Source organism: Bacillus sp. AP50 (assembly GCF_040492675.1).
Classification (GTDB): domain Bacteria; phylum Bacillota; class Bacilli; order Bacillales; family Bacillaceae_G; genus Bacillus_A; species Bacillus_A cereus.
This window is the reverse complement of record NZ_JBEUTW010000070.1, coordinates 1-25,816: the sequence shown is the minus strand read 5'-3', so window position 1 is coordinate 25,816 and position 25,816 is coordinate 1. Positions and strand designations below refer to the sequence as shown.

Genomic DNA, 25,816 nt, shown 5'->3' with positions numbered 1-25,816 from the left:
CTCCCAATTCGTGTATATTTAAATTAATCATTTAGCAGAATATTCAAGAATATAGCATTTTTAGTTTATATTATTTTTTTAATGAATTTCACTAAATGAAAATAGTAAACGCTTTTAGGAGGAATTGTAACATGCAAGGAAAAGTAAAATGGTTTAACAACGCTTTAGAAGAAGGTCAAGAAGTATCTTTCGACATTACTGAAGGTAACCGCGGACCTCAAGCTGCTAACGTAGTAAAACTTTAATCCAATATATAACAGGAGGTTGCCTTACTTGGTAACCTCCTTTGTTATTCCTTTGTATATTTCCGTTTTACAGAGCAAAAACTATGTGAAATGCGCACTATACAAAGGAGGAATTATTAATGGGATCAGAAGTAAATGATTTTGAAGAAGTGAAATTCCGTGTAGAAACAGCACAAAAAATGGTAGGATCAGCAACAATTTCAATGGATCCAGATACATTAGAGCATGCTACTACTGCTGTAGAAGCAGCTCGCTCTCAGCTTGAAATTATGAAATCTGTTGCAACTGATTTAGATGAGCCATTTTTAATGAATGAGGAAAAGAAATTAAATAAATGTGAGCATCAACTAAACGAAGCAAGACACTAAAAAACATCCAGAGAATTTTCTCTGGATGTTTTTTCATGACAACTGTTCTCCATACTTTTTCAATGTTTCTCCAACTGTACATTGCCGTATACAAAATGAATGGGCATAATATTTACTATTTGTCTTTCGATTATGTTCTCGCAAGAAACATCCTTCACAATACGTTTCTAATAAGTCATTTACCTCTGTAATGAGTTGCTTTTTATCCACCTTTGCACCTCTCTATTCAGTTATTTCTTTATGACTATCAATAACTGTTCCTTCCAATGCTTGCGTAGCTAATTGATGTGCTTCTTTATTTTGTTTTCTAGATATTGGTTCACATATAAGTTTTAATTTCATTTGCTTCGCCTTTTGTTCAATTTGATCTAAATAATGGTTTAAATGCTCATCATAACAAGGCCATTCTCCGGCTAATTGCTGCAGTACAACTTGAGAATCACCGCGAAGTGTGACTGCTTCATACTTAATCCCTAATTCCTCGAGTATATTCATACCGTATAGTAACGATGCATATTCCGCTTCATTATTATCATATATACCTTCTATATATGCATTGCGGCGAATCCGGTAGTTTGTATTTCCTTTTTTATAATACACACATATACCAACGCCAGCTTCTTTCGTTTGCACATCATACCCCCCATCAAAATAAACGAGTATTTCTTGGGGATCTTCCTCTACTTGCTTACTTAACTTTTTCATCTCTTTTAATGACCATTCTGCGTCCATTTCATCATAAAATGAAATTTCTTTTACTCTTCCTGTTTTCTCAAAATCCTCTGCAAATTGAAGTACTTCTTCTATGTTCATATACTCTGTTGTTAATTCCGTCTGCAATCCGCGCTTCGTTTTATACAACCAATGAATTTTATATTTCATACTACATTCCCCTTATGTAAGACTTCTTATTTATCCGGCTAATTGAAGCCTCACTTTATTTTATTATATTTTATCAAGAGTCACAGTATTATATTCAATATAATCACATACAAAAAGAGCCATCCTATATAAGGAATAGCTCTTTCATCTATTACATAAATCTTTCAAATTGTACTCGCTTATTAATCCAGTACATTACAGGCATACCGATCGCCATTACTACGAATTCACCTGCTGCACATGTTAACCAAGTCCACATAAATGGTAGGTCAAATGCAAGATGAAGTTCAATTGCAATCATAAACATTGTAACCGTAAAGATAACTGTATTAAAAATCATACGAGCCCAAACACCTTTAATAAACCGCATAGAAATAATCGTTGCAACTAATGCAAGAATAGATTGGCCTACTCCAAATACTAAATCATAAGCGATCATAGGTGAGAAAAAGAGATTCGTTAAAAATACACCTAATACAATTCCGTAAATTGCTTTCTTGTTAAATACAACGAGATGATTAAACATCTCTGAAATACGAAACTGTACATTTGTAAAGCCAAATGGCTGAATAAGCATAGAAACAGCAATATATAATGCCGCTAAAATACCATTACCGACTAATGTTCTAATATTCATGACAAAATCTCCTTAGTTTTTTTACGTGGGATGGTTTCGAACCACGTTATTCTTTTTTTTAGCAACAAGATTATATTTTACGTGGTAGCCCCTCTTTCGTCAATAGATTTCCTATCATAAACTACCTTTTTCCTTTTAGACAACGTATAATGAAACATATGAAAGATTTAGGAGGTTTCACTTCATGACAGCAACAATTCAAAATGAAAAAGTGATCGTTTCCATTTCTGACAAAGGTGCAGAATTACAGAGCGTTCGCTTAAAAGAAGACAACATAGAATATTTATGGCAAGGTGATTCTACTTATTGGGGACGCCGTGCACCAATTTTGTTCCCAATTGTCGGTCGATTAGTAGATAATACATACTACGTAGACGGTAAACCATATTCATTAACACAACACGGTTTCGCTCGTGATCTTACTTTCTCTGTGAAAGAACAAAGCGAAACAAAGATCACTTATATCGTTACTAGTAATGAAGAAACATTAAAAAAATACCCATACGAATTCGAATTACTCGTTTCTTATGAGCTAGATGGACAAAGTGTTCATGTAACATATGAAGTAAACAATCCTACTTCTAAAGAAATGTTCTTCTCAATCGGAGCACATCCTGGATTCAATTTCCCTTTATTGGACGGTGAATCATTTACAGATTATCACTTATCGTTTAATGGTTCGGAACGCTTAGAAACAAGCGTATTAGAAGGACCTTATCTTTCAAACAAAAAGCAATTAATCGCTGAAAATACGACTGAATTGCCACTTACATACGATTTATTCAAAAATGATGCACTTATTTTTGAACATATGAATACGAATGAAATTTCGATTCGTTCTCATAAACATAATAAATTTGTAAAAGTAGAATTTGATGGATTTCCATTTGTCGGCGTATGGACACCAGGGGATAACGCACCTTTCTTATGTATTGAACCTTGGTATGGAATCGCTGATGAAGTAAATCCAGCAAAAGATTTCAAGGACAAAAAGGGAATTCAATCTTTACAAGCGAATGAAACATTTACATGTCGTTACAGCATCACAATCGGATAACTACCCTATCCCCTACTTCAAAAAAATATTTAAGTAGGGGATAATCTTATAATTTGGAGGTTTCTCATTTTGATTGAAGTATATATTGATGGTGCATCAAAAGGAAATCCTGGTCCTTCTGGTGCAGGAGTGTTTATTAAAGGCGTTCAGCCGCCTGTACAATTATCAGTACCACTTGGAACAATGTCCAATCATGAAGCAGAATACCGCGCTTTACTTCTAGCATTAAAATATTGCATCGAGCATAATTATAGCACTGTCTCTTTTCGTACAGATTCGCAGCTTGTCGAACGGGCTGTTGAAAAAGAATACGCAAAAAATAAAATATTTGCACCTCTTTTAGATGAAGCACTGCAGTACATAAAAAACTTCGATCTCTTTTTTATTAAGTGGATTCCAAGTAATCAAAATAAAGTAGCTGATGAATTAGCTAGAAAAGCTATCTTACAAAATTAACGGGGGTATGAGTGTGAAAAGAGAGTGGATTGCTCCTCTTGCTTTATTATTTGTCTCTTTTATTTGGGGAGCTACGTTTGTTGTCGTTCAAAACGCTATGTCTTTCGTTGGTCCATTTACGTTTAATGGTATTCGCTTTTTATTCGCTGGAATTATTTTATTATTCGTTCAAATTATTTTCTCACAGAAAACTTCAAAACAAGAATTAAAACATAGTAGTTTAGCCGGATTAATAGTTGGGTTCTTCTTATTTGTCGGCTATTTATTGCAAACATTTGGCTTACTCTATACAACATCTTCAAAAGCAGGTTTCTTAACTGGGCTAAGCATTGTTATGGTCCCAATCTTATCCTTTATCTTTTTAAAACAAAAAGCTACCATTTTCATCGTACTTGGTATTGTTGTAGCTACAACAGGTTTATACTTATTAACAGCTGCTGATTCTTTCCAATTAAATATAGGAGATATACTTGTTCTCGGTTGTGCAGTCGCTTTCGCTGCCCATATTCTTATTAACGGCTTCTTTTCTAAGAAAATATCACCTTTATTATTAAGCACATCTCAAGTATTAGCTGTTGGTATATTTTCTTCTATTTGCGCTTTTTTGTTTGAAGATTGGGAAAAGTTATTTTCAGTATCACTATGGACGAATCAATCCTTTTTATTCGCACTCTTTCTAACTGCCCTGTTTGCAACATCTATTGCTTTTTTCATTCAAACATCGGCACAAAAACACACTTCTCCAACGAGGGTAGCAATTATTTTCGCAATGGAGCCCGTTTTTGCTGCATTAACAGGCGTTCTCGTTGCAAATGAACAACTTTCTATTTCTGCTATTATCGGATGTCTATGTATTTTTCTAGGCATGATTTTTGTTGAATTACCTTCCAAAACAAAAAAAGAAGCGCAGGCTGCGTGAAGTTACGCTTGTAACTTCCGCATAAAAGCCTTAGCTCTTTTTTTATCTGTAATTTCTTCCTCTTTCAATCGTTCTAATAACGCAACGAAATAACTACCATCAAACTGCAATTGATGTTTAATTGTCGCTTCTATTGCTGCGTTCACAATCCCATCAGACGCACCAGTATATCCTTGTCCAAACATAATAAACCCTTGTGCTTCCTCTGATAATTTAAATCCTTTCGTATGTAAGAATGAAAGATAATCTTCTACTGTTTGCATGTTATTCCCACCTACTCAAAAATTCTCCATCTCCTATCATACATGTTTTTACACGCTATGAGAATGAAATTTCTTTGACAACTTTGTAAATCAATCTTCTACTTCTCTTACATGAGAATGAAATTTCTTTGACAACTTTGTAAATCAATCTTCTACTTCTCTTACAATGGAGGATTTTCTAATAATCTGAAGGAATATGTACAGTGGAACTTATTTCATATTAAAGGGGAGACACGATGAAACAAGCACTATTAATTATCGACGCTCAGCAAGAATTAATTGATGGAAATGAGCAAGAGAATGAAGTTTTTCGTAAAACCGAGCTATTATCTACACTAAATATAGCCCTCCAGAAAGCAATAGATTCAAATGCTCTTATTGTTTTCGTAAGAGATATCGATGTTGCTTCTGGTAGTGGCGAAGGATTTGAAGTACATAATCAAATTCAAGTACCCCAGTCTGCAATCTTTATTAATAAAGCAGCAACCAATTCATTCTACGGTACTTCTTTACTTGAACTTTTAAAAGAAGAAAACATTAATCATATTGTTATAGGCGGATGTAAAACAGAACATTGCATTGACACTGCCGTTAGGACAGCAACTGTACAAGGATTTGACGTTACATTAATTAAAAACGGTCATTCAACAACTGATTCTAACGTATTGTCTGCAGAACAAATTATTGGTCATCACAATAAAACTTTACACGGTCATTATAACGTTGATCATTTTTCTATGGTGCGAGATATCGAGGAAGACCTCTTTCAGCCGACTCATGACCAATATCGTGATTAAATTGGCTCAAAAAAGAATCCTTCATTTAAAAGGGTTCTTTTTTATCCAAAAATTTGCGCTGCAATACTATATAGTTCACTATTTCTTTTTAATAACCGATTACTATTTTTCATCATAATTGGTGGTGTATTCACCTTTTTAAAACCAGCAATCTCTAATTCTTTCATGAAATCGTTCTTTCCTTCTGGTACATCCATTCTTAATTTTCCATTATGCCCTCTTGCTAAATCATGTACTATTCTCATTGCCATCTCATTATTTTTAGCAACGACTGGTCCTATTATTTTATTTTCTGGCGTTTGTATACTTATACCGTATCCTACTACATTTTCTTTCGTATCCTTTACAACGACACACTGCTCACTTTGCACAATTCTTTTCTTTAAAAACTCTTTTCTATTTGTTCCAAACGCATATTCATCTATTTTTATTATTTTTTCTAAATCACCCTCTTCATAATTCATCACATAATCTTCATTTCTTACACAATAATCTTTCGCATTGTATGAGTTACATATGTATTTAGAAACATAACTTACTGCCCTAAATCCTAACTTTTCATATAAAGGTTTCCCTTCATCCGTAGCAATCAGCATAATTGGAGTATGAGCTGATACGCTTTTAACGCACGCTTCCGTTATTATCTTTCCAATCCCTCTCCCCTTATAATCTGGATGTACAATTACCATTCCGATAGATGCCAACGCCTCCCCATATAATATTATTGCTGCGCTAGCAATAAGTTTTTTTCTCTCATTCCATACGCCGTATACAATACCTGAGTTAAAAATTGTTTCAACTTCTTCTCTGTTATAATCCCAGCCAATATAAGAAGATAATGCTACAATATCGCCTATTTGTTCTTCCCTAAGACGCTCCAACCTAATTTCTAATTCAATCATACTCCATCCCCTTATCTAGACATTTAAATCATTATTACGAAATCAACTTGTACATGTTTCGCTTTATTTGTCACACACATATGTTATTTTGACCAAGACTATATTGTAAATGAGGTGACAACATGCCCATTACGAATCGATTTTCTACCACCACTAACGGCGCACTCGCTATTACAGGTAATACTTTAGGCTTAAGTAAAATTAGCAATCAAAACCGTGCTGGTACAATCGGTGCAATTGGTGCATTCGTAACTACGAATACTGCTTTACAAGTACCTACTTTTCCTGCAGGTACAACGTTAAACTATACACAAAATAGTTCTACCGCTATTTTAAATATCCCTGCTGGTAGTACTATTCTTTACGCAGAACTCGTTTGGGGTGGAAACTATTTATCTCGTGATCAAAACATTACGAGTATTTTAGGGAATCCTGTTTCTTTCACAACACCTGTGTCAACATACTCAATTACCCCTTCGGCTATTACAGCTTCAAATCAAACTTTCGTTTCTGGATCTGTCACATTTGGATTCTATACACGATCTGCAGATGTAACATCCCTCGTTCAAGCTGCTGGATCTGGCTCTTATACAACCGGCTCTGTCCCTGGACTTGTTGATCCTTTAGATGCTTCTAATGGGGCTATCAATTCTTCTGGATGGACGCTCATTGTCGCTTATCAAAATGGTTCCTTACCTGCAAGAAACTTAACCATTTATGTAGCTGGTAACCGTGTTTCTGCAGAAACTGGTAGTGCCGATGTATCTGTTTCTGGATTTTTAACACCTTCAGGAGGACCAGTAAGCGGGAGATTATTTTTAAGTTCTACCGAAGGAGATGCAGATTTAACCGGGGATCAAGCTTTATTTGGACCAAATTTCAGTTCATTAAATGCTTTATCTGGACCAAACAATGCTATAAATAATTTCTTCGGTTCTCAAGTTAATAATGTTGCAGGAAACTTAGATACAACAGGGACATTCGGAACGCGAAATCAAAGTGCTTCTACAAGTACAAACATCTCCGCAGGAAGACAGGGCTGGGACATTACTTCCATTGATATTTCTCCTTATTTAACAAACTCACAAGTATCCGCCGCAATCCGTTTAACTACTAACGGAGACGCATATATGTTAAATACAGTAGGCTTACAAATTAATATAAACTCACCAAATATACAAGCGACGAAAAGCGTGAATAAAAGTGTTGCTGCAATTGGAGATATTCTCACTTATACAGTTACTATCCCTAACACCGGGCTTCTTCCTGCCAATAACGCTATTTTTATAGATAGTCTCCCTAGCGGTACTTCTTTTATACCCGGCACTGTAACAGTAGATAACGTACCACAAACAAATGCAAATCCTGCGGCTGGTATATCTCTTGGAACAATTAATAATGGTGCTTCTCGTACAGTAACTTTCCAAGCTACTGTCGTTTCTCTTCCAAGTCAAAATCCTATCTCTAACACTGCTAATATTACATTTCAATATACACCAATCGCCGGAGGAACAACTTTTAATGGTCTTGCAACAAGCAACTCTGCTGGAACACAAATTAACCTCGCAGATATTAATGGAACAAAATCAGTTAACAAACTTTTTACCGATATTGGTGAAACATTAACTTACAGTATTGCCTTAGCTAATATAGGAAATATCGCTGCAACGAATGTGATATATACGGATCCGATTCCTAGCGGGACTACTTTCATTCCAGGGAGTGTAACTGTGAACGGAGTTACTCAAGCTGGCGCAAATCCCGCTAATGGTATATCAATTGGGTCAATTGCCGCAAATTCCACTACTACTATTTCATTCCAAGTACTCGTTCCTTCTATCCCTCAAACAAACCCAATATTAAATAGTGGAACAACAACATATCAATACATTCCTGTACCTAATCAACCAGCAGTAAGTGGGACTGATAAGACAAATATTGTCTCCACTCAAGTGAATAATGCTACTGTAACAATGACGAAAGCAGTAGATAAAAATTTTGCAGATATTGGTGATACACTAACGTACACCGTTTCCTTTACAGCTACAGGTAATACAAATGCGAACAATGTTATTTTTACAGATGTCATCCCTACTGGAACAACTTTCGTTCTAAACAGTTTAACAATAGATGGCACGACACAAGTGGGCGCAAATCCCGCTAACGGCGTGAATATTGGATCCATCCCAAGCGGCACAACAAAAAATGTTGCATTTCAAGTAGTAGTAAATACAATACCCGCGTCAAATGTCGTATCTAACGGATCAAGTGCTTCTTATCAATATACCGTCAACCCTAGCCAATCACCCGTTACAAAAAACATTTCTTCTAATCTCGTTTCCACTCAAATTAACAATGCGAATGTAACATTAACAAAATCAACTAACAAACAATTTGCCACAATTGGCGAAACGATAAGTTATACAATTCTTATTACAAACAGTGGAAATGCGGCCGCTAATAGCGTTCAACTAACAGACCCACTTCCAAATGGAACGATATTAACTCCTGGTACTATAACACTAAACGGAGTTTTGCAAAATGTAGATTCTCTCGTCGCTTTACCTATCGGTACAATTCCTGGCGGGGCTACTTTTACCCTTTCTTTCCAAGTAACAGTCATCAATATTACGACCCAAAATCCTATCATTAATAATGCCTTCGCTTCTTATCTATATACTGTAAATCCAAATTTGCCACCGACTTCAAAGACAGCAAATTCTAATTCTGTTACATCAACAATTAGACTAGCAAATCTCCATGCTAATAAATCTGTAGATAAAACGTTTGCGGAAGTTGGCGATGTATTAACTTACACCTTTGCTCTTACTAACGATGGGAATGTTGCAGCGAACAATGTATTACTATCCGATTCAATTGCGAATGGAACCGCCTTTGTACCAAATAGCGTTATAGTTAACGGTGTTACTCAACCAGGCGTTACACCAGCTAGCATCAATATTGGTAGCATCAATGCTAATACTACAATTACAGCTTCATTCCAAGTAGTAATAACTAGCATTCCAAATCCAAACCCTATTTCAAATAGCGCTTCCATCTCCTATAACTTTATTGTTGATCCAAACGCTTCACCTGTAAGTAAGAACACTACTTCAACCACTACATTTACTCAAGTAAACGATGCAAATGTCATTTCAGCCAAAACAGTGGATCGAGCGTTCGCTACCGTAGGGGATATATTAACTTATACTGTTACTTTGACGAATGCAGGAAGTGTTTCTGCTGATAGTCCTACTTTCGTAGATACGAATCCAGACGGTACTACCTTTATTCCAAACACTTTTCTTATTAATGGTGTACTCCAAAATAACGCAGATCCAAATATAGGTGTTCCACTACCTTCCATTGCTGCTAATGGCTCACTTACTGTCTCTTATCAAGTAACCGTCACCTCTTTACCAACACAAAACCCAACATTAAATTCATCTAGTACACAGTATAGTTTTATTCTAAATCCGGGCGATCCACCAACTGTAGAAACATCTGTAAGTAACACTGTAAGTACACAAATTAATTTAGCAAATGTAGTGATTGTCAAAGAAGTAGATTTAACTATCGCCGATGTCGGGCAACCAATCACATATACAATTTATTTAGCTAATCTTGGAAATACTATAGCAAATAATGTTATTGTTACCGATATAATCCCTAATGGCACCACAATCGTACCAAATAGTATTTTTATAGGTGGTGCTTTACAACTAGGTGCAGACCCTAGTACCAGTCTTCAAGTCGGCTCCATTCCTTCAGGTGGTTTTACAACGATTGTTTTTCAAATAAGTGCAAATGGGCTACCTTCACCAAACCCAATTCAAAACAGCGCTTCACTTCAATATAGCTTTATCGCTGATCCAAATTTACCTGCTCTTGTTAGAAACGCTGCTAGCAATATAGTAACTACACAAATTAATACTGCTAATATCGTTGCTACAAAACTAACGAGTACAAACTTCGCTGATGTTGGTGATGTCATACTATATGCGACTATTTTAACAAATAACGGGAATATCCCTGCTGCTAATGTAACGTTTACAGATATCATTCCAGCGGGTACCCTCTTCATTCCTAATACTGTAACGATTAATAATGTCCCTGTAGCTAACGCAAATCCTGCTACCGGCATTTCAATTGGTACAATAGGAGCGAATTCATCACGCACCGTTGCATTCCAAGTTTTTGTACCAACTATCCCTGCTGTAAATCCAATTACAAATCAATCAGGCACAACATTCCAATATACGTATGATCCATCCAAACCTGCTGTGATGCAGATGGTTGCTTCTAACACTGTACAGACAACTATTAATAACGCCTCAATTGTCGCTACTAAATCGGTAGATAAACAGTTTGCTAACGTAAATGATATTATTACGTACACGACTACTTTAACGAATAACGGGAACACACTTGCATCAAATGTAATATTTACAGATGTAATTCCAAACGGGACATCATTTATTGCTAATAGTGTTACTGTAAACGGGAATACACTGCCTAATGTAAATCCAGCAAGTGGAATTGCCATTGATCCAATAAATCCGAATGCAAATACGCTCATCTCGTTCCAAGTACAAGTAAATTCTATCCCGAATCCAAATCCACTCCCGAACCAAAGCAATACAACGTACCAGTACGTCGTAGATCCTAACTTACCTCCAGCATCCGCCAATACGTTAAGTAACGTAATAACAACTCAAATTAATAACGCTACTATTGTCGCTACTAAGTCTGTGAATACACCGACAGCTGCAATTGGCGATATCGTTACCTATACGATTGCAGTAACAAATACAGGTAATACTCCTGCTAGTGCGACTGTTTTAACGGATGGGCTTGGTGCAGGAGCTTCATTTATCCAAAACTCCGTAACGATCAATAATGTCCCACAACCAGGATTAGATCCATCACTTGGTATTCACTTGGCAGATATTTCGCCAGGAGATACTGTATTCATTACTTTTCAAGCACAAATTTTAGCGATACCACCTAGTGGCACATTAACAAATAATGCTCTTGTAAATTATGAATATACCGTGAATCCCAACCAATCACCTGCCGTCAATAGTACAATTACGAATACAACGGTTACTCCAATTATTGATGCTACTCTTTCTATAAATAAAACTGTCAATTCAACATTCGCTACTATTGGAGATACACTTACTTTCACTTCTACCATTACTAATTCCGGTAATACTACCGCAAACAATGTTATTTTTACAGATGTAATTCCAAATGGTACAACGTTTATTCCAAATAGTTTTACGGTAAATGGAACAACTATTACTAATGCAAATCCACAAAACGGTATCAATATTGGTAACTTGAATTCAAATGCATCTGCTACACTCAGTTTTCAAGTAAACATTACAACACTTCCAAACCCGAATCCAATCCCGAACAAATCATCGCTTCAATATAGCTTTATTGTAGATATAAATGAACCGCCAGTTTCACGAACAGTTCAATCTAATAAAACTTTTACACAAGTAAATACTGCTTCCGTTATCGCAACAAAAACTGCAAGCAGTGCTTTTGCTGCTGTTGGAGATACAATTACGTATACAACTATCCTCACCAATAGCGGAAATACTTCAGCAAACACACCTGTTTTTATCGATATATTACCACCTGAACTTTCATTCGTTCCTGATAGCGTACAAATTAATACAATCCCACAACTTGGATTTAGACCAGATAGCGGAATCTCTTTAGACTCAATTCCAGTTGGAGGAACGACAACAATTAGCTTTCAAGCTATCGTTGGCTCAATACCAGCTACAAACCCAACTTTGAACCAATCTAGCACAACATACTCGATCATTATTGATCCTACCCATCCGCCGGTGATAGAAACAGCTACAAGTAATCCAACTTTAGTTCAAATTAACGAAGCGATTATTCAAGCAACGAAAAGTGTAGATCGACTATTTTCTGACGTAGCACCTGGAAATTCATTTTTAACGTATACTGTTTTATTGGATAATATAGGAAACGCAACTGCTACGAATATCATTTTTACAGATCCGATTCCAAATAACACAGTATTTATAGAAGATAGCGTTCGAGTAGGCGGAGTTTTATTGCCTGGAGTAAATCCAGCGAATGGGATACCGATTGGGGATATTATTGCTGGAGATTTTATAAACGTTACCTTCCGTGTGCAAGTAGTTAGCATTCCAAATCCAATTTTCACACTTGGACCAGGCGGACCAAACTCACCGGTTGTAAACAGCGCTTCCATTAATTATCAATTTATGACAGGTCCAAACTTACCACTCGTTTCAAGAAGTACGACGTCCAATCCGGTTTCGACACAAATAAATTCTGGGGAAATTGTGGCAATCAAATCTGTAAATACAACTTTCGCAACAATTGGCGATACAATTTCTTATACAATTACATTAAGTAACCCTGGAAATGTCACTTCACAAAATATAATTTTTACGGATACTTTACCTGATGGAACGACATTCATATCTGGCACTCTTACAAACGATTCTGGTACACAGCAAATCGGAAATCCAGCTAACGGAATTCAGATTGGAAATATAAAACCAAATGGAACGGCCGTGATTACTCTTAACGTACTTGTTACAAACATTCCAAGTATAAATCCAATTTCTAATTCTAGCTCTGTACAATTTGCACATGTGGTCGATCCTAGCCAACCTGCCGTATCGCAAACGAATGTATCTAATACGGTTTCGACAACTATTAATAGTGCAATTTTAACAACAAAAAAGAGTGCTGATAAATCTATAGTTTCAGTTGGAGATACGATTACGTATACAACTACTATTAGAAATACCGGAAATACAGCCGCAACTAATATTACTTTCACAAGCGCTATTCCAGCTAACACTACCTTTATACCAAATTCAGTCACAATAAATAGCGTTCAGCAGTCTGGTGCGCAACCAGCACTTGGAGTAAATATACCAAATATCGCTCCTGGTGAAACGGTAACTGTTACTTTCCAAGTAAATGTTATTTCCGTTTCCCCTTCCAGTTCAATTATGGGTAATGACACAATTTTATATTCTTATACTGTTGATCCAAACAGCGCTCCTGCTACTACCTCTACTTCAACGAATATTGCTACAAATCCTGTATTAGATGCTATGATAACGATGGTAAAATCGGTCGATCAAACCCTTGTAACACTAGGCGATACCATAACCTATACGACAATTTTAACGAATAACGGTAATACAAATGCAACTAATATTACTTTCACGGATCTTATACCAAATGGTACAACATTTATTACTGATAGCGTTACAATAAATGGACTCACACAAATTGGATTGAATCCTAATACAGGCATAACGATTGGATCAATTGCCCCTAACAGTTCAATATCTATAGCATTTCAAGTGACCGCTACTTCTACCCCTGTTCAAAATCCTATTGCCAATTCCGCTACTGCTTCTTACACATTTATCGCTGATCCCAATGCACCTATTGTTTCAAGAAACGTTACTTCAAACACAGTGTTTACTACGATTAATACAGCTAACATTCTTTCATTAAAACAAGTCGATAAATCCTTTAGTCGTATTGGAGACACACTCACTTATACTGTCGTTTTAACAAACAATGGAAACTCATCCGCACAAAATGTTATATTTACAGATACCGTACCAAGCGTCACTACATTTATTGCAAACACATTTTCTATTAATGGAGTTCCTCAAAGCGGGGCGGATCCATCGAACGGTGTGAATATTGGGACAATAACAGCCGGGACTACAGTAACAGTTTCGTTCCAAGTTACTGTAACATCATTACCAACCGCAAACCCAATTGTAAATTTCTCATCAACATCGTATCAATTAGTCTCACCACCTGAAGCAGAAACTTCAATTAGCAATCCTGTTTCAACCCAAATTAAAGAAGCCATATTATCTATGACCAAAAATGAAAGTGTATCCTTTGCAGATATCGGGCAAACTGCTTTTTATACTACTTCTATTACCAATGTAGGCAATACCGATGCAACTAATATTGTATTCACAGATGCATTACCAAGTGGACTCACATTTGTTCCTAACACATTAACTGTCGATGGCGTTTTACAACCTAACGCGGATCCAAATACAGGTGTATTACTTGCAACACTTCCACCAAATGAAATATATAGCATCGTCTTTCAAGTTACAGTAAACAATATTCCCCCTAGTAACCCAGCACCAAATAAAGCATCAACGACGTATGAATTTACTGTTGATCCTGTTAATCCTCCCGTTTCAAGTGCAGCTACTTCCAACACTACACTCCTTCAAATAAACAACGCAACTATTATTAGCACCAAAACAGCAAATCTTACTTTTGCGGATGTTGGTAATACAATAACATTTACACTTAACCTTCCTAATACCGGGAATGTGACCGCAACTGATGTAACTATTATCGATATTCTTGATAGCAATTTAAGTTTCGTTCCAAATAGTTTCACAGCTAATGGGCAAACCATTCCAAACGCCGATTTATCAACTGGTGTAAATATTGGTTCCATTAATGGTGGTAATACGGCAATCGTTACATTCCAAGCAACTGTTATTACACTTCCAACACTTAATCCCATTTCTAACTCTGCTTCTACCACATATCATTATGTCGTTGATCCTAGCCAGCCACCTATTACAACTTCCAATCAATCTAATACAACGACAACACAAATTAATAGCGCTATCCTTACTGCACAAAAAAATTCAAATGTATCTACGGTAGATATCGGGCAGGATATTACCTACACCGTTACAATTACAAATAGCGGAAATGTGAGTGCAACGAATGTTATTTTTACCGACCTTATTCCAGACGGAACTTCCTTTGAACCGAATAGCTTTACACTGAACGGAACTAGCATCCCAAATGCAGATATCATTACAGGCGTTCCAATCGGTGATATCGCGCCAAACGAATCTGTCATCGTAGCATTTCACATTATCGCCAATGAAATTCCGCCTATAAATCCAATTACTAATCAAGCTAGCGTTAGCTTTCAACATATCGTTAATCCAGCTAATCCTCCAGTTTCAAAAAATATTATTTCTAACAACGTTACAACAAAAATTGAAAGTGCTATTTTAAATACTATTAAAATAGGAGATAAAACTTTTGCAACGATTGGTGATACGATTACGTATACAACGACTATTACGAACACAGGCAATATTCCTGCTAACAACGCTATATTCTCAGACCCTTTACCATCGTGGACACAATTTGTTGCAGGATCAGTTATTGTTGATGGCACTCCATTACCATCCGCTTCGATTATTAACGGTGTTGGCATAAATACAATCAGTCCAAATCAAACTGTTACAATCATATTCCAAGTACAAATCGTAAGTAATCCAACAACGTTCACACCTGAACTCCAAAACTTAGGATTTGTTAACTTCCAATATAACGTAGGCAATGCATTACTGGCTCAGCCTGGCAATGTGGAAACGAATGTCTTCGTTACTTCTATTAATACAGCCATACTTTCAGCTGTAAAAACTGCTAATACAGCCTTTGCAAATATTGGAGATACGATCACTTATACAGTTTCGATTCAAAATAACGGCAATACAAACGCTACGAATGTAAATTTCTCAGACCCAGTTCCAACTGGAACGACCTTTGTTGAAAATAGTTTTGCTGTAAATGGAAGTACCATTCCAGACGCAAATCCAAATAACGGAGTGAATATCGGAACAGTTAGCGCAGGTAGTTCCTTAACCGTTACTTTCCAAGTCATAGTTAAATCTACTCCACCTTCAAATCCGATTACAAACGTAGCATCTATTCAATACGCATTCATCGTTGATCCGGCCTCTCCTCCTGTTACAGGCACAATAAATTCTAATAGCGCTTCAACACAAATTAATAACGCGACTGTTACAACTGTTTTACAAGCAAATCGTTCAATTGTATCTATCGGGGATGTAATTACGTATACAGCAACATTAACGAATACTGGAAACTTCCCTGCAAACTCTGTATTACTCATTAACGGAGTTCCTGAAGGAGCATTATTTGTTCCAAATAGTGTTACGCTCAACGGGATTTCACTTCCAGATGCAAGTCCAACTCTCGGTATTCCAGTTGGTATTATCGCACCAGGTGATTCCGCTACTATTACGTTCCAATTTCTTGCAAGTTCTATTCCACCGCAAGGAGCGATTATAAATCAAGCACTTACAAGTTACACGTATATTGTCGATCCAAGTCAACCTCCTGTTACAGCAACATCCTCGTCTAATACGGTTAATACAGCTGTTGTTGATGCATCGTTATCCGTAATTAAAAGTACAGATTCTCTCGTACAATCTACTGACGGTACAATCACTTACACAGTAGTCGTTCAAAATAACGGAAATACTACTGCAAATACAGTTACTTTAACAGATTTGGTCCCAGAAGGAACTGCATTTATTCCGAATAGCGTTACCATTAGTGGTGTTTCTGTTCCAGGTGCCGATCCTAACGTAGAAATACCATTAAACTCCATCACACCGTCAGAAATCGTCACTGTAACATTCCAGGTTATCGTTCAATCTATACCAAGCGTGAACCCAATTTCTAATACAGCCCGTATTGACTATACTTTTATCGCCGATCCAACTGCTCCTATCATCTCTCGAACAATTACGTCTAATCCTGCTTTCACACAAATTTCGGATGCAACTATCCTTTCTTTAAAAGCAGTCAATGCACCTCAAACAACAACAGGTGATATTTTGACTTACACAATAACACTGGAAAATACCGGAAATATTCCAGCTACGAATCTCATATTTTCAGATACGATTCCCCAAGATACTACATTCGTAGAAAATAGTTTTACACTTAATGGAACAGCTATACTTGGTGCCAATCCAAATGTAGGTGTTACTTTACCTACCTTAGCAGCAAACGCTACTCACCTTATTTCGTTCCAAATTCTTATTAAAGATTCATTCTCGCGAGAATCGATTACAAATCAATCCAATACAACATATACAATCCAACCAGACCCAGGGCAACCGCCTATTACTGAAACATCTACTAGTAATATCGTCATTACAAATTTCGTGCAAGCACAATTGACAATTACAAAAACATCCAATCCAACAACTGTAGATATTGGCGGAACTATACTTTATATTTCTGAAGTGAAAAATATCGGTAATGTTGACACAATAAATATTGTTTTCACAGATTCTATCCCAGCTGGGACTACATTCGTTCCCGATAGTGTCACAATTAACGGTGTCCTTCAGCCAGGTCTAAATCCTGAAAACGGAATACCGATTGGAACAATTCCAGCAAACAGTTCCAAAACGATACTATTTCAAGTGCAAACAAATAATCCACCTACTGAAACCGAAATTGTAAATCAATCTTCAGCAACTTACCAATATGTAAGTATCCCTACAGCCCCACCAGTGAATCGCTCTGCAAATTCTAACATTGTTACAACATCACTTCAAAACGCAAATATTATTTCTGTTAAAAGCGCGGATGTAACTTTCGCATCAATTGGGCAAATTATTACCTACACAAATACACTACAAAATATAGGAACCGTTCCAGCTAACAATACCGTGTTCATTGATAACATTCCAGAAGGTACTATATTTATTGAAGATAGCTTAGCAATAAATAATGTAATTCAGCCTGGCGCTAATCCTGAAAACGGAGTAACTCTCGGCACGATACAACCAAATGAAACAGTCACTATTTCATTCCAAGTACAACTTACAAATATACCAGTTGGCAATGTAGTCATTAATATTTCAGACACCTCGTACGAATACCAAATTGACCCTAGTTCTCAAATTATTCAGCGTAGATCGTTATCAAATGCAGTAAATACTGAAGTGCGGACGGCAAATGTTAGTGCAATTAAATCCGCTAACAGATCCATTACACGTATCGGTCAAATCATCACATATACAGTCGCAGTTACAAACGCTGGTACAATACCTATTACAAATACTCTCCTACTTGACGCAATTGCTTCTGGCACCACATTCGTTCCAAATAGCATTCTTGTAGATGGCGTACCAAGACTTAACGAAAATCCAATTACAGGTATCAATCTTGATATAATTCTTCCAAATAATACGATTATTGTTACGTTCCAAGTAAGCGTAGTCTCTATACCGCCACAAAATAACATTAATAATATCGCCGTCATTCACTATGAGTATCGACCAGACCCAAGCACACCACCAATTTCAGAAACGACCTCTTCCAATGCTACAAACATACAATTTATTGATGCTATTCTTATTGCTACAAAGTCCACTAATACTGTATTAGCTAACATTGATGAAACCATTGAATATACAGTATTCATTCAAAATAATGGATCGGCTACAACTAACTCCATCTTTTTTACAGATACTATAGCGGATGGAACAGTATTTATTCCAGGAAGTGTAGTAGTTAATAATACTGTACTTCCTGCAGCAGATCCGAATATCGGCTTTTCCATTCCTAATGTCGCAGCAGGTCAAATGGCTACAATAACATTCCAAGTTTCCGTTACGAATTTACCTGCTGTAAATCCAACACCTAATACTGCAAACGTCGTCTACGACTTTATTTTCAATCCTGACTTTGCACCAATTCAAAAATCTACTACTTCCAATACTACTTTTGTTCAAATTAATGATGCTGACATCGTTTCACTTAAAACTGTTGATTTAACCTCTGTAACGATTGGTGACATTTTAACTTATACAACAACTTTAACGAATACAGGGAATACGGATGCCACTGCTGTTGTATTTACAGACAATATTCCTAATGGAACAACCTTTATTGACGGTAGCGTTTTAGTAAATAACATTCCTCAGCTTAATGCCAACCCAAGTGCAGGTATACTTGTAGGAACGATTGCCCCTAATATTTCTATCCCAGTCACATTTTCTGTTACCGTCGTAGCTCTTCCTGCTAGCGGCCATGTTCAAAATCAATCAACTTCTCGTTATACAATAAACGTGGAAGAACAAATATCCACTAGCAATATTACCTTCACTGAAGTTATTTCTGCTAATGTAATTGCGACAAAAACAACACCTATCCAATATGCTGACCTACAAACTATTATCCCTTACACTATTTCCATTACAAACAATGGGAATATACAAGTAGAAAACATTATTGTTACAGATATCATCCCAGCAAATACGAGCTTTATAGAGAATAGTGTTATCGTGAATGGCAACGCTCGGCCAAATGACAATCCACTTAACGGTATACAAATTGATAACATTCCGCCTAATACGACAGCAACCATTCTATTCCAAGTACGGGTTACTTCGATTCCACAAACAAATCCAATCTCTAACACGAGTACAATTAAATATGAATACACGGTACCAAATCGACCACCTGTTACCGAAACTATTATTTCATCAGCTGCTTTAACAGAAATTAATCATGCGAATTTGAATAGTAATAAAGCTGTTGACCTTGCATTTGCAACGGTTGGTGATACGTTAACGTATACGATTACACTAAATCAAACCGGTAATGTTGCAGTAAATGATGTAATCATTCAAGATATTATTCCTCAAGGTACTACGTTTATAGAAAATAGCGTCATTGTAAACGGAGAAACTCTTCCAGGAGTGAATCCAGTAAGCGGCATACCAATTGGTACTATAACTATTGGTGGAGATGCTATCGTTTCATTCCAAGTAACTGTGACTTCTATTCCAACACCAAATGAACTAAACAACAACGCAATTACTACTTTTAACTATATAGTCAACCCAAATAACGTACCTGTTACAAATACGACTACAACAAATACTGTCAAAACTACTGTCCAAAATGATAATGTCATTGCTTTTAAGTCTGCTGATGTAACAAACGCCTTACCTGGTCAAACTTTAACGTATACAATTACGATTACGAATAGCGGTAATGTAACGATTGAAGACCTTCTTGCCATAGACGCCGTACCAATAGATACGACTTTTGTTGCTGGTAGTGTTACGATTAACGGAATCAATCAGCCTAATGAGAATCCTGAAAATGGTATTACGTTAGGAAATCTTGCTCCTAATGAATTTGTTATTATTACGTTCCAAGTGACAATATCTTCTTCTACTCTTCAATCTACAATTAATAATGATGCTTCTGTTTCCTATACCGTTATCATTGATCCAACAAAACCACCTATTACAATTACAAAACAAACAAATACCGTTACAACGACAGTTATTGATCCGATGGTTCGCATTGAAAAAACAGCTGACAAATCTATTGTCGTTATAGGAGATATCATTACATTCACATTAGCGGTATTCAATCATTCCCCAATTCCTACAATCAGTACTTCTGTTATAGACACAATTCCAGCTGGTACAACATTTATAGAAAACAGCGTAACCATTAACGGCACTCCCGTTCCAAATGTTCGTCCAGACACTGGTATTAATATTGGTTCTTTATCTGCAGGTACAGTAGCAACTATAACATTTCAAGTTCTCGCAACTTCTATTCCTTCAAACAGTACAATTATAAATTCTGCAACAGTTACCGCTGCTTTTCAGTTGACACCACAGGATCCAATTATTACTTTCATTGTTAATTCAAATATCGTTCGTATACCAGTTCAATTTATAACTGCAACAGTCACGAAAAATGCTTCCGTCAGCTCAGCTTATTTAAATCAATATTTTGATTACACGGTACGCATTACAAATACTTCTGAAATTTCACTCTCAAATATTTCGTTACAAGATACTATTCCAGCAGGTTTACAATTTATAAATGGCACTGTCTTTATTAACGGTGAACGCTCTCCACTAGCGAATCCGAATATCGGTTTCCTAGTCGCTACTAATTTGGAACCAAACGAAACAATTATCGTGTTATTCACAGTACAAGTGATAAGCCCCCCTGTTAATAATCCCTTTAAAAATACGGCCAATATTTCGTTACAACTTCAAGTCTCGCCTACCGACCCACCAATTACAGTAACCGTTACAAGTAACGAAAACATCGTCACCTTTGTTCCAGAAAATCCAGATGAAGCACTTCCAAATTTAAATTGCTTCTTTGACGGTGAACGCTTCATTCGCATTACTCCTCGAAATGTACGAAATTACCTTTGGACTTGGATTTGGTGGAAGTAATTGAAACAAAAAAGAGATTGTAGTTTGGTTGAAACCAAATTACAATCTCTTTTTCATTACCTATATCCCACTACGTTGTAACTCGTCCAAGGATATACGATTAAACACCATCTCAAGTTATTTTAGTCGTAATAAGTTGGCCAGCTTCATTAATAGTAACTTTCCATTTCACTCCACTAGCAGTCTTCATGATTATACCTTTACTTGCCTCTATTTCAATATCTCCAAACATTCTTCCGCCAGTCGTCGCTAACCAAGCACTCCCATTTTCCATAGAAGATCTTGCAAAGATACGATTAATTCGAAAACGTTTATGATCTTGAGAATAACCACTTAATGTAATTCTAACTTTATATAACTGACTGGCCTTCATATTCGATATAATTGTATCGCCAACATTTAATGGAACATCCAACGCGATAACCCAACTTCCAGTTGCACTTAATGCATATTCAATTTTAATTTTCTTTGGGCTCTCTCCCCATCCAAAATACATTCCAAAACAATTTAACATTTGTATTGGTTTTTTCGTAAAATCCATTTCAATTACAACTGGATTACTATCTGGAACGTCAATATAGTTTACACTTTGTTCATCTATTAAATTAAAGCAATTTGTGAGATTTCCCCCGTACGGCACTTTTCCACTTACTTGCTTAACGTTATATTTCTGCTGAGCATTTACTAAAATATCATCTTGATTTCCTATTAAATGAGGTCTATTTAACGTCAAAGGTAACTGAATTCGTAGGGATTCTTCATAAGTAGACTTACAAACATTGTATTGTCCTTTATCTACAATAGTTGTCGAAAGCAGATTTGAAAAAAGGTAGTTACGATGAGAATTGGAAGAAAATTCAATAACAATTTGTTCACTACTCATCCGGTACGTATCCCAGATCATACAATCAAATGTATTATACGCACCTGAACAACGAATTACTTTTTCCGTTTGTTGTCTACATTGCACTTGAATATCATGAAACGTATTTCCTGAACTTTCATTTGGCAAATCACTATTTCCATCTACTTCAATCCCATACACACATCCATCAATAAATATAGATTGAAATACATTGGCGTTAATCCAGCAAGGTGTATTGATATCATTTATATATTCTGTCTTCAAATGTATTGCAGTTTGAAAGTTTTTAATTTGAATAAATTTAACTTGAAAGAAACTAATAAAATCCCATGCCTTTTGACAATAAAAATGTATAGCTTTTCCTTTATACGATGGAGTTGTATTTATTATATTTATATTTGATATAACAGATTGATTAGGTACTTCGATTTGTTGTGAACCAGAAACATAAATAACAGCAGATTGAAACAATGGATTTATAACTTGAAGAGTACCACCAACTATCGAAGCGTTACTTTGTAGCTCAAATGCATTAAAATCCCCATCAATTTGCAGTGTTACGGTAGGATCCAACTCTAATCTTACGTTTGATTTAATAACAATCGGCTTTACAATTTTGTACGTATTTATCCCTGTAATTCTAACCGTCGAAATTCGATTCGCTACACAATAATCAATAGCTTGCTGAATTGCTAATGAGCTATCATTTCCCGAGTTTGGAACTACGCCAAAACAATCAATATGAACGCTACTTTCTGGCGCACAATCTTCTTGGGATGAAATATATTCTGACAAAATAAATTCACTCCTCATATTACCTTTTTCATATAATATGTGAGTTGTCTCTTAAAAGTTTCTATAATAAAAAAAACAAACGACCTACTCGGTCATTTGTTTAATTCATATATATTTTTCGTTTCCTCTATCATTTTAGTTAACGAGAAATATCTCATTGCTTTCTCTCGTGCTTTCAATCTAATAGCAGTTACCTTTTCTTCATTCCCTTGTAGTTCCTCAAGCGCACTTGCGAATTCTGATTCGCAATATTCAGATATCAAAACACCTGACTCTCCATCTATTACCGCTTCATGTATTCCACCAACATCTATTGAAACAATTGGTGTCCCTGTAGCCATCGCTTCAATTACTACCATTGGAAACACTTCACGAAAAGATAATAAAAGTAAGGCGTCCATATTCCCTATAAACTCATGCGGCTCTGAAATATTCCCTAGCATCTTCACCCTTTGCTGCAATCCATATTTTTCTATTTCTTTCATAATCGATTCTTTCTCTGGTCCATCACCAGCAATATAAAACATAAAATCATTTCTCTTTTTCAATACATTTGCAATTTTGACAAATAGTTGATGGTTTTTCTCTTTGGATAATCTAGCTAATATCCCTATTTTATATGTAGATTCTTTCTTTTTCTGCTGGAATAAAAACTTTTCAATATCAACACCGTTATAAATTGTATTTATTTTTTCTTCTGCTACATGAATTGAAATTAAATTGTTCTTTTCAAACTCACTTACTGTAATAATATTGTTCACATATTTATTCATGAAATACCGAAAAAGCGTTGGCATTTTCTTTTCTAATATCGTTACATTGTGTTTCGTATAAACAATTTTCATCTTTTTTTTAATAAACTTTTGAAGTAGAAAAGCATATAATACCATTCGCAAACTATTTGCATGAATAAGTTCTATCTTTCGTTTACAAATTTCGTTTCGTAAATAATAAATATTTCTCAAATGATTCCATCGACTAAGTAAGATAAAATTTTCTTTTCTAGTAAGGGATTCATATAGTTCTCCATCACCTGCAGCTGTATAAATCTTAAAATCCTCATAATGCAAATTATTTTCTAATTTACAGAAATAATTTTCGGCTCCGCCAGTTATCAATTTATCAGTCATCAACAGTATATTCATAATTGCGTCTTCCCAACTACATTGATTTTATTTTTTTTATAAGCATGATAAGCATACTTACTAAAATAGTAAAAGCTTTGCACTGCATTAAGACTTTTTTGGTCCCTTAATAATTTCCAATACCGAAAAGCTGCTCTAACTTTATTTCTCGAAACAGAATTTGCTACAATTCGATACTTCGCTAATACTTGCTGTATCCCTTTTGCTTCATGCCCTTCATGTAATAAGTTCAGCCATAACGCTGTATCTTCCGGCTGTACACTAGGCATTTCGACATACGGAATTTTTTCACGATCAATCATCACCGTTAAACACCCGATAATTGTATTTCCTACTAAATAATGATAGTCAACAGATTTTGGTACACTCACTTCACGATTTAATTCATTACCATTTTCATCAATTAAACTATACGACGCATATGAAAAAGCAATATTCATTTCTTCCATAAATAACAATTGTGTCTTCAATTTATGTGGCAACCATATATCATCACTATCTAAAAAGGCAATGTACCTTCCTCTCGCCTCTCGAATCGCTAAATTCCGAGCTTTAGCAGCACCAACATTTTCTTTTAATGATAATAACCTAATACGTGAGTCTCCTTCTATTATCTCTTTAATTTTTGCGGCAGATTGGTCGGTTGAACAGTCATCAACGATAATCATTTCCCAGTTTTCATACGATTGATTCTGTACAGATAAAATTGTCTCACCTATAAATCGTCTACTATTATAAGAAGGTGTTATTACAGAAACATGAGGCGCCTTATTATGTGCTGATAGACATTTTACCATCTATCTTTCCCCTTCCTTCATATATTGAAATATACTTCACAACAACTGCTAAAAATAAAAAGAACGCTTCGTTAATAATGAGTGACAATGACATCATCTGAAATAAAAATGCAATCATAGTCAATAGAAGGTATGGTTTTTCACGAAACAAAGTATGCTGCGCTAACTTAAACATTAATATGAATAAAAACGCACTATATAGAAGAAAACCAATTGTACCCGACTCAGACAAAATTTCTAAAAATGTATTGTGTACATATAATTTTTCATTAAATTGATACTCATAATAATTCGAGAAGTTAAACGCACCAATTCCGATATATGGATTGGATAAATAATATTTAAAAGCAGCTTCCCATAATGTAAATCTACCACTTCCATTATCATGGGAAAAATCAGAAATTCGTTTATTTAATATGTCATCTAATTGGCCCCCCATTACACTATTCGATAAACTAAAAATAACTACACTAAACAATACTAAACTCATAATTATTTTTATTTTTTTAGCGAAACTAGACATACATATATAT

16 protein-coding genes and 1 riboswitch are annotated in these 25,816 nt (G+C 35.7%); of the genes, 7 read left to right on the top strand and 9 right to left on the bottom strand.

What is annotated here, in order from left to right; genetic code table 11:
• Positions 1–131: 131 nt before the first annotated feature.
• Together ABWK52_RS07170 and ABWK52_RS07165 are read left to right on the top strand one after the other, a co-directional pair.
• Positions 132–245 (top strand): cold shock domain-containing protein, encoded by a 114-nt coding sequence (locus tag ABWK52_RS07170; protein ID WP_438825463.1) that lies wholly within the window; start codon positions 132–134, stop codon positions 243–245.
• Positions 246–364: 119 nt separating this feature from the next.
• Positions 365–613: a DUF2564 family protein gene (locus ABWK52_RS07165; protein ID WP_000534392.1), complete on the top strand. Its 249-nt coding sequence runs from the start codon at positions 365–367 to the stop codon at positions 611–613.
• A gap of 33 nt (positions 614–646) precedes the next feature.
• Here ABWK52_RS07165 and ABWK52_RS07160 read toward each other — a convergent pair whose 3' ends face one another.
• From ABWK52_RS07160 to ABWK52_RS07150, 3 genes are all read right to left on the bottom strand, one after another.
• Positions 647–823, bottom strand: a complete 177-nt coding sequence (locus ABWK52_RS07160; RefSeq protein WP_000358801.1) for a zinc-finger domain-containing protein — start codon at positions 821–823, stop codon at positions 647–649.
• A gap of 12 nt (positions 824–835) precedes the next feature.
• Positions 836–1,495 carry a ribonuclease H family protein gene (locus ABWK52_RS07155; protein WP_000875554.1) on the bottom strand — a complete coding sequence of 220 codons (660 nt, stop codon included), beginning with the start codon at positions 1,493–1,495 and terminating at the stop codon, positions 836–838.
• A 151-nt stretch (positions 1,496–1,646) separates the two neighbouring features.
• Positions 1,647–2,132: a QueT transporter family protein gene (locus tag ABWK52_RS07150; RefSeq protein WP_001026477.1), complete on the bottom strand. Its 486-nt coding sequence runs from the start codon at positions 2,130–2,132 to the stop codon at positions 1,647–1,649.
• Positions 2,133–2,138: 6 nt separating this feature from the next.
• Positions 2,139–2,183, bottom strand: a riboswitch (PreQ1 riboswitch).
• Positions 2,184–2,316: 133 nt separating this feature from the next.
• Between ABWK52_RS07150 and ABWK52_RS07145 the strand changes: the two genes are divergently transcribed.
• From ABWK52_RS07145 to ABWK52_RS07135, 3 genes are all read left to right on the top strand, one after another.
• Positions 2,317–3,189, top strand: coding sequence for an aldose 1-epimerase family protein (locus ABWK52_RS07145; protein ID WP_000127397.1), 873 nt, complete (start codon positions 2,317–2,319; stop codon positions 3,187–3,189).
• Positions 3,190–3,258: 69 nt separating this feature from the next.
• Positions 3,259–3,645, top strand: coding sequence for a reverse transcriptase-like protein (locus ABWK52_RS07140; RefSeq protein WP_098021165.1), 387 nt, complete (start codon positions 3,259–3,261; stop codon positions 3,643–3,645).
• A 13-nt stretch (positions 3,646–3,658) separates the two neighbouring features.
• On the top strand, positions 3,659–4,564 hold the full coding sequence (locus ABWK52_RS07135) for a DMT family transporter (protein WP_000818085.1): 906 nt from the start codon (positions 3,659–3,661) through the stop codon (positions 4,562–4,564).
• Between the two features lie 2 nt (positions 4,565–4,566).
• Here ABWK52_RS07135 and ABWK52_RS07130 read toward each other — a convergent pair whose 3' ends face one another.
• The gene (locus ABWK52_RS07130; RefSeq protein WP_098021166.1) at positions 4,567–4,827 is read right to left on the bottom strand and encodes a DUF6123 family protein; all 261 of its coding nucleotides are present in this window, start codon (positions 4,825–4,827) and stop codon (positions 4,567–4,569) included.
• 236 nt (positions 4,828–5,063) lie between these two features.
• On the opposite strand from ABWK52_RS07130, the gene ABWK52_RS07125 reads away from it, so the two are divergent.
• A complete protein-coding gene (locus ABWK52_RS07125) occupies positions 5,064–5,624 on the top strand; it encodes a cysteine hydrolase family protein (protein ID WP_000806320.1) in 561 nt (186 codons plus the stop codon).
• 41 nt (positions 5,625–5,665) lie between these two features.
• On the opposite strand, the gene ABWK52_RS07120 is transcribed toward ABWK52_RS07125, so the two are convergent.
• Positions 5,666–6,526 (bottom strand): GNAT family N-acetyltransferase, encoded by an 861-nt coding sequence (locus tag ABWK52_RS07120; protein WP_098434668.1) that lies wholly within the window; start codon positions 6,524–6,526, stop codon positions 5,666–5,668.
• 122 nt (positions 6,527–6,648) lie between these two features.
• Here ABWK52_RS07120 and ABWK52_RS07115 point away from each other — a divergent pair, with 122 nt between their 5' ends.
• On the top strand, positions 6,649–21,681 hold the full coding sequence (locus ABWK52_RS07115) for a DUF11 domain-containing protein (protein ID WP_098541412.1): 15,033 nt from the start codon (positions 6,649–6,651) through the stop codon (positions 21,679–21,681).
• Positions 21,682–21,793: 112 nt separating this feature from the next.
• Here the strand turns inward: ABWK52_RS07115 and ABWK52_RS07110 are convergent, their stop codons facing one another.
• The 4 genes from ABWK52_RS07110 to ABWK52_RS07095 form a co-directional block, all read right to left on the bottom strand.
• On the bottom strand, positions 21,794–23,341 hold the full coding sequence (locus ABWK52_RS07110) for a hypothetical protein (protein ID WP_141537355.1): 1,548 nt from the start codon (positions 23,339–23,341) through the stop codon (positions 21,794–21,796).
• Between the two features lie 92 nt (positions 23,342–23,433).
• Positions 23,434–24,486 (bottom strand): glycosyltransferase family 4 protein, encoded by a 1,053-nt coding sequence (locus ABWK52_RS07105; RefSeq protein WP_001023684.1) that lies wholly within the window; start codon positions 24,484–24,486, stop codon positions 23,434–23,436.
• The gene (locus ABWK52_RS07100; protein ID WP_000237694.1) at positions 24,483–25,283 is read right to left on the bottom strand and encodes a glycosyltransferase family 2 protein; all 801 of its coding nucleotides are present in this window, start codon (positions 25,281–25,283) and stop codon (positions 24,483–24,485) included. Before ABWK52_RS07100 ends, ABWK52_RS07105 begins: the two co-directional genes overlap by 4 nt.
• Positions 25,258–25,816: O-antigen ligase family protein (locus ABWK52_RS07095; protein ID WP_335391115.1), on the bottom strand; the 559-nt coding region annotated here is incomplete at its 5' end. The genes ABWK52_RS07100 and ABWK52_RS07095, both read right to left, overlap by 26 nt.

Excerpts from the sequence above, each read along its gene's own strand:
- ABWK52_RS07170 (WP_438825463.1), top strand. The coding sequence starts at position 132 with ATGCAAGGAAAAGTAAAATGGTTTAACAACGCTTTAGAAGAAGGTCAA.
- ABWK52_RS07165 (WP_000534392.1), top strand. The coding sequence starts at position 365 with ATGGGATCAGAAGTAAATGATTTTGAAGAAGTGAAATTCCGTGTAGAA.
- ABWK52_RS07155 (WP_000875554.1), bottom strand. The coding sequence starts at position 1,495 with ATGAAATATAAAATTCATTGGTTGTATAAAACGAAGCGCGGATTGCAG.
- ABWK52_RS07150 (WP_001026477.1), bottom strand. The coding sequence starts at position 2,132 with ATGAATATTAGAACATTAGTCGGTAATGGTATTTTAGCGGCATTATAT.
- ABWK52_RS07145 (WP_000127397.1), top strand. The coding sequence starts at position 2,317 with ATGACAGCAACAATTCAAAATGAAAAAGTGATCGTTTCCATTTCTGAC.
- ABWK52_RS07130 (WP_098021166.1), bottom strand. The coding sequence starts at position 4,827 with ATGCAAACAGTAGAAGATTATCTTTCATTCTTACATACGAAAGGATTT.
- ABWK52_RS07125 (WP_000806320.1), top strand. The coding sequence starts at position 5,064 with ATGAAACAAGCACTATTAATTATCGACGCTCAGCAAGAATTAATTGAT.
- ABWK52_RS07120 (WP_098434668.1), bottom strand. The coding sequence starts at position 6,526 with ATGATTGAATTAGAAATTAGGTTGGAGCGTCTTAGGGAAGAACAAATA.
- ABWK52_RS07115 (WP_098541412.1), top strand. The coding sequence starts at position 6,649 with ATGCCCATTACGAATCGATTTTCTACCACCACTAACGGCGCACTCGCT.
- ABWK52_RS07105 (WP_001023684.1), bottom strand. The coding sequence starts at position 24,486 with ATGAATATACTGTTGATGACTGATAAATTGATAACTGGCGGAGCCGAA.
- ABWK52_RS07100 (WP_000237694.1), bottom strand. The coding sequence starts at position 25,283 with ATGGTAAAATGTCTATCAGCACATAATAAGGCGCCTCATGTTTCTGTA.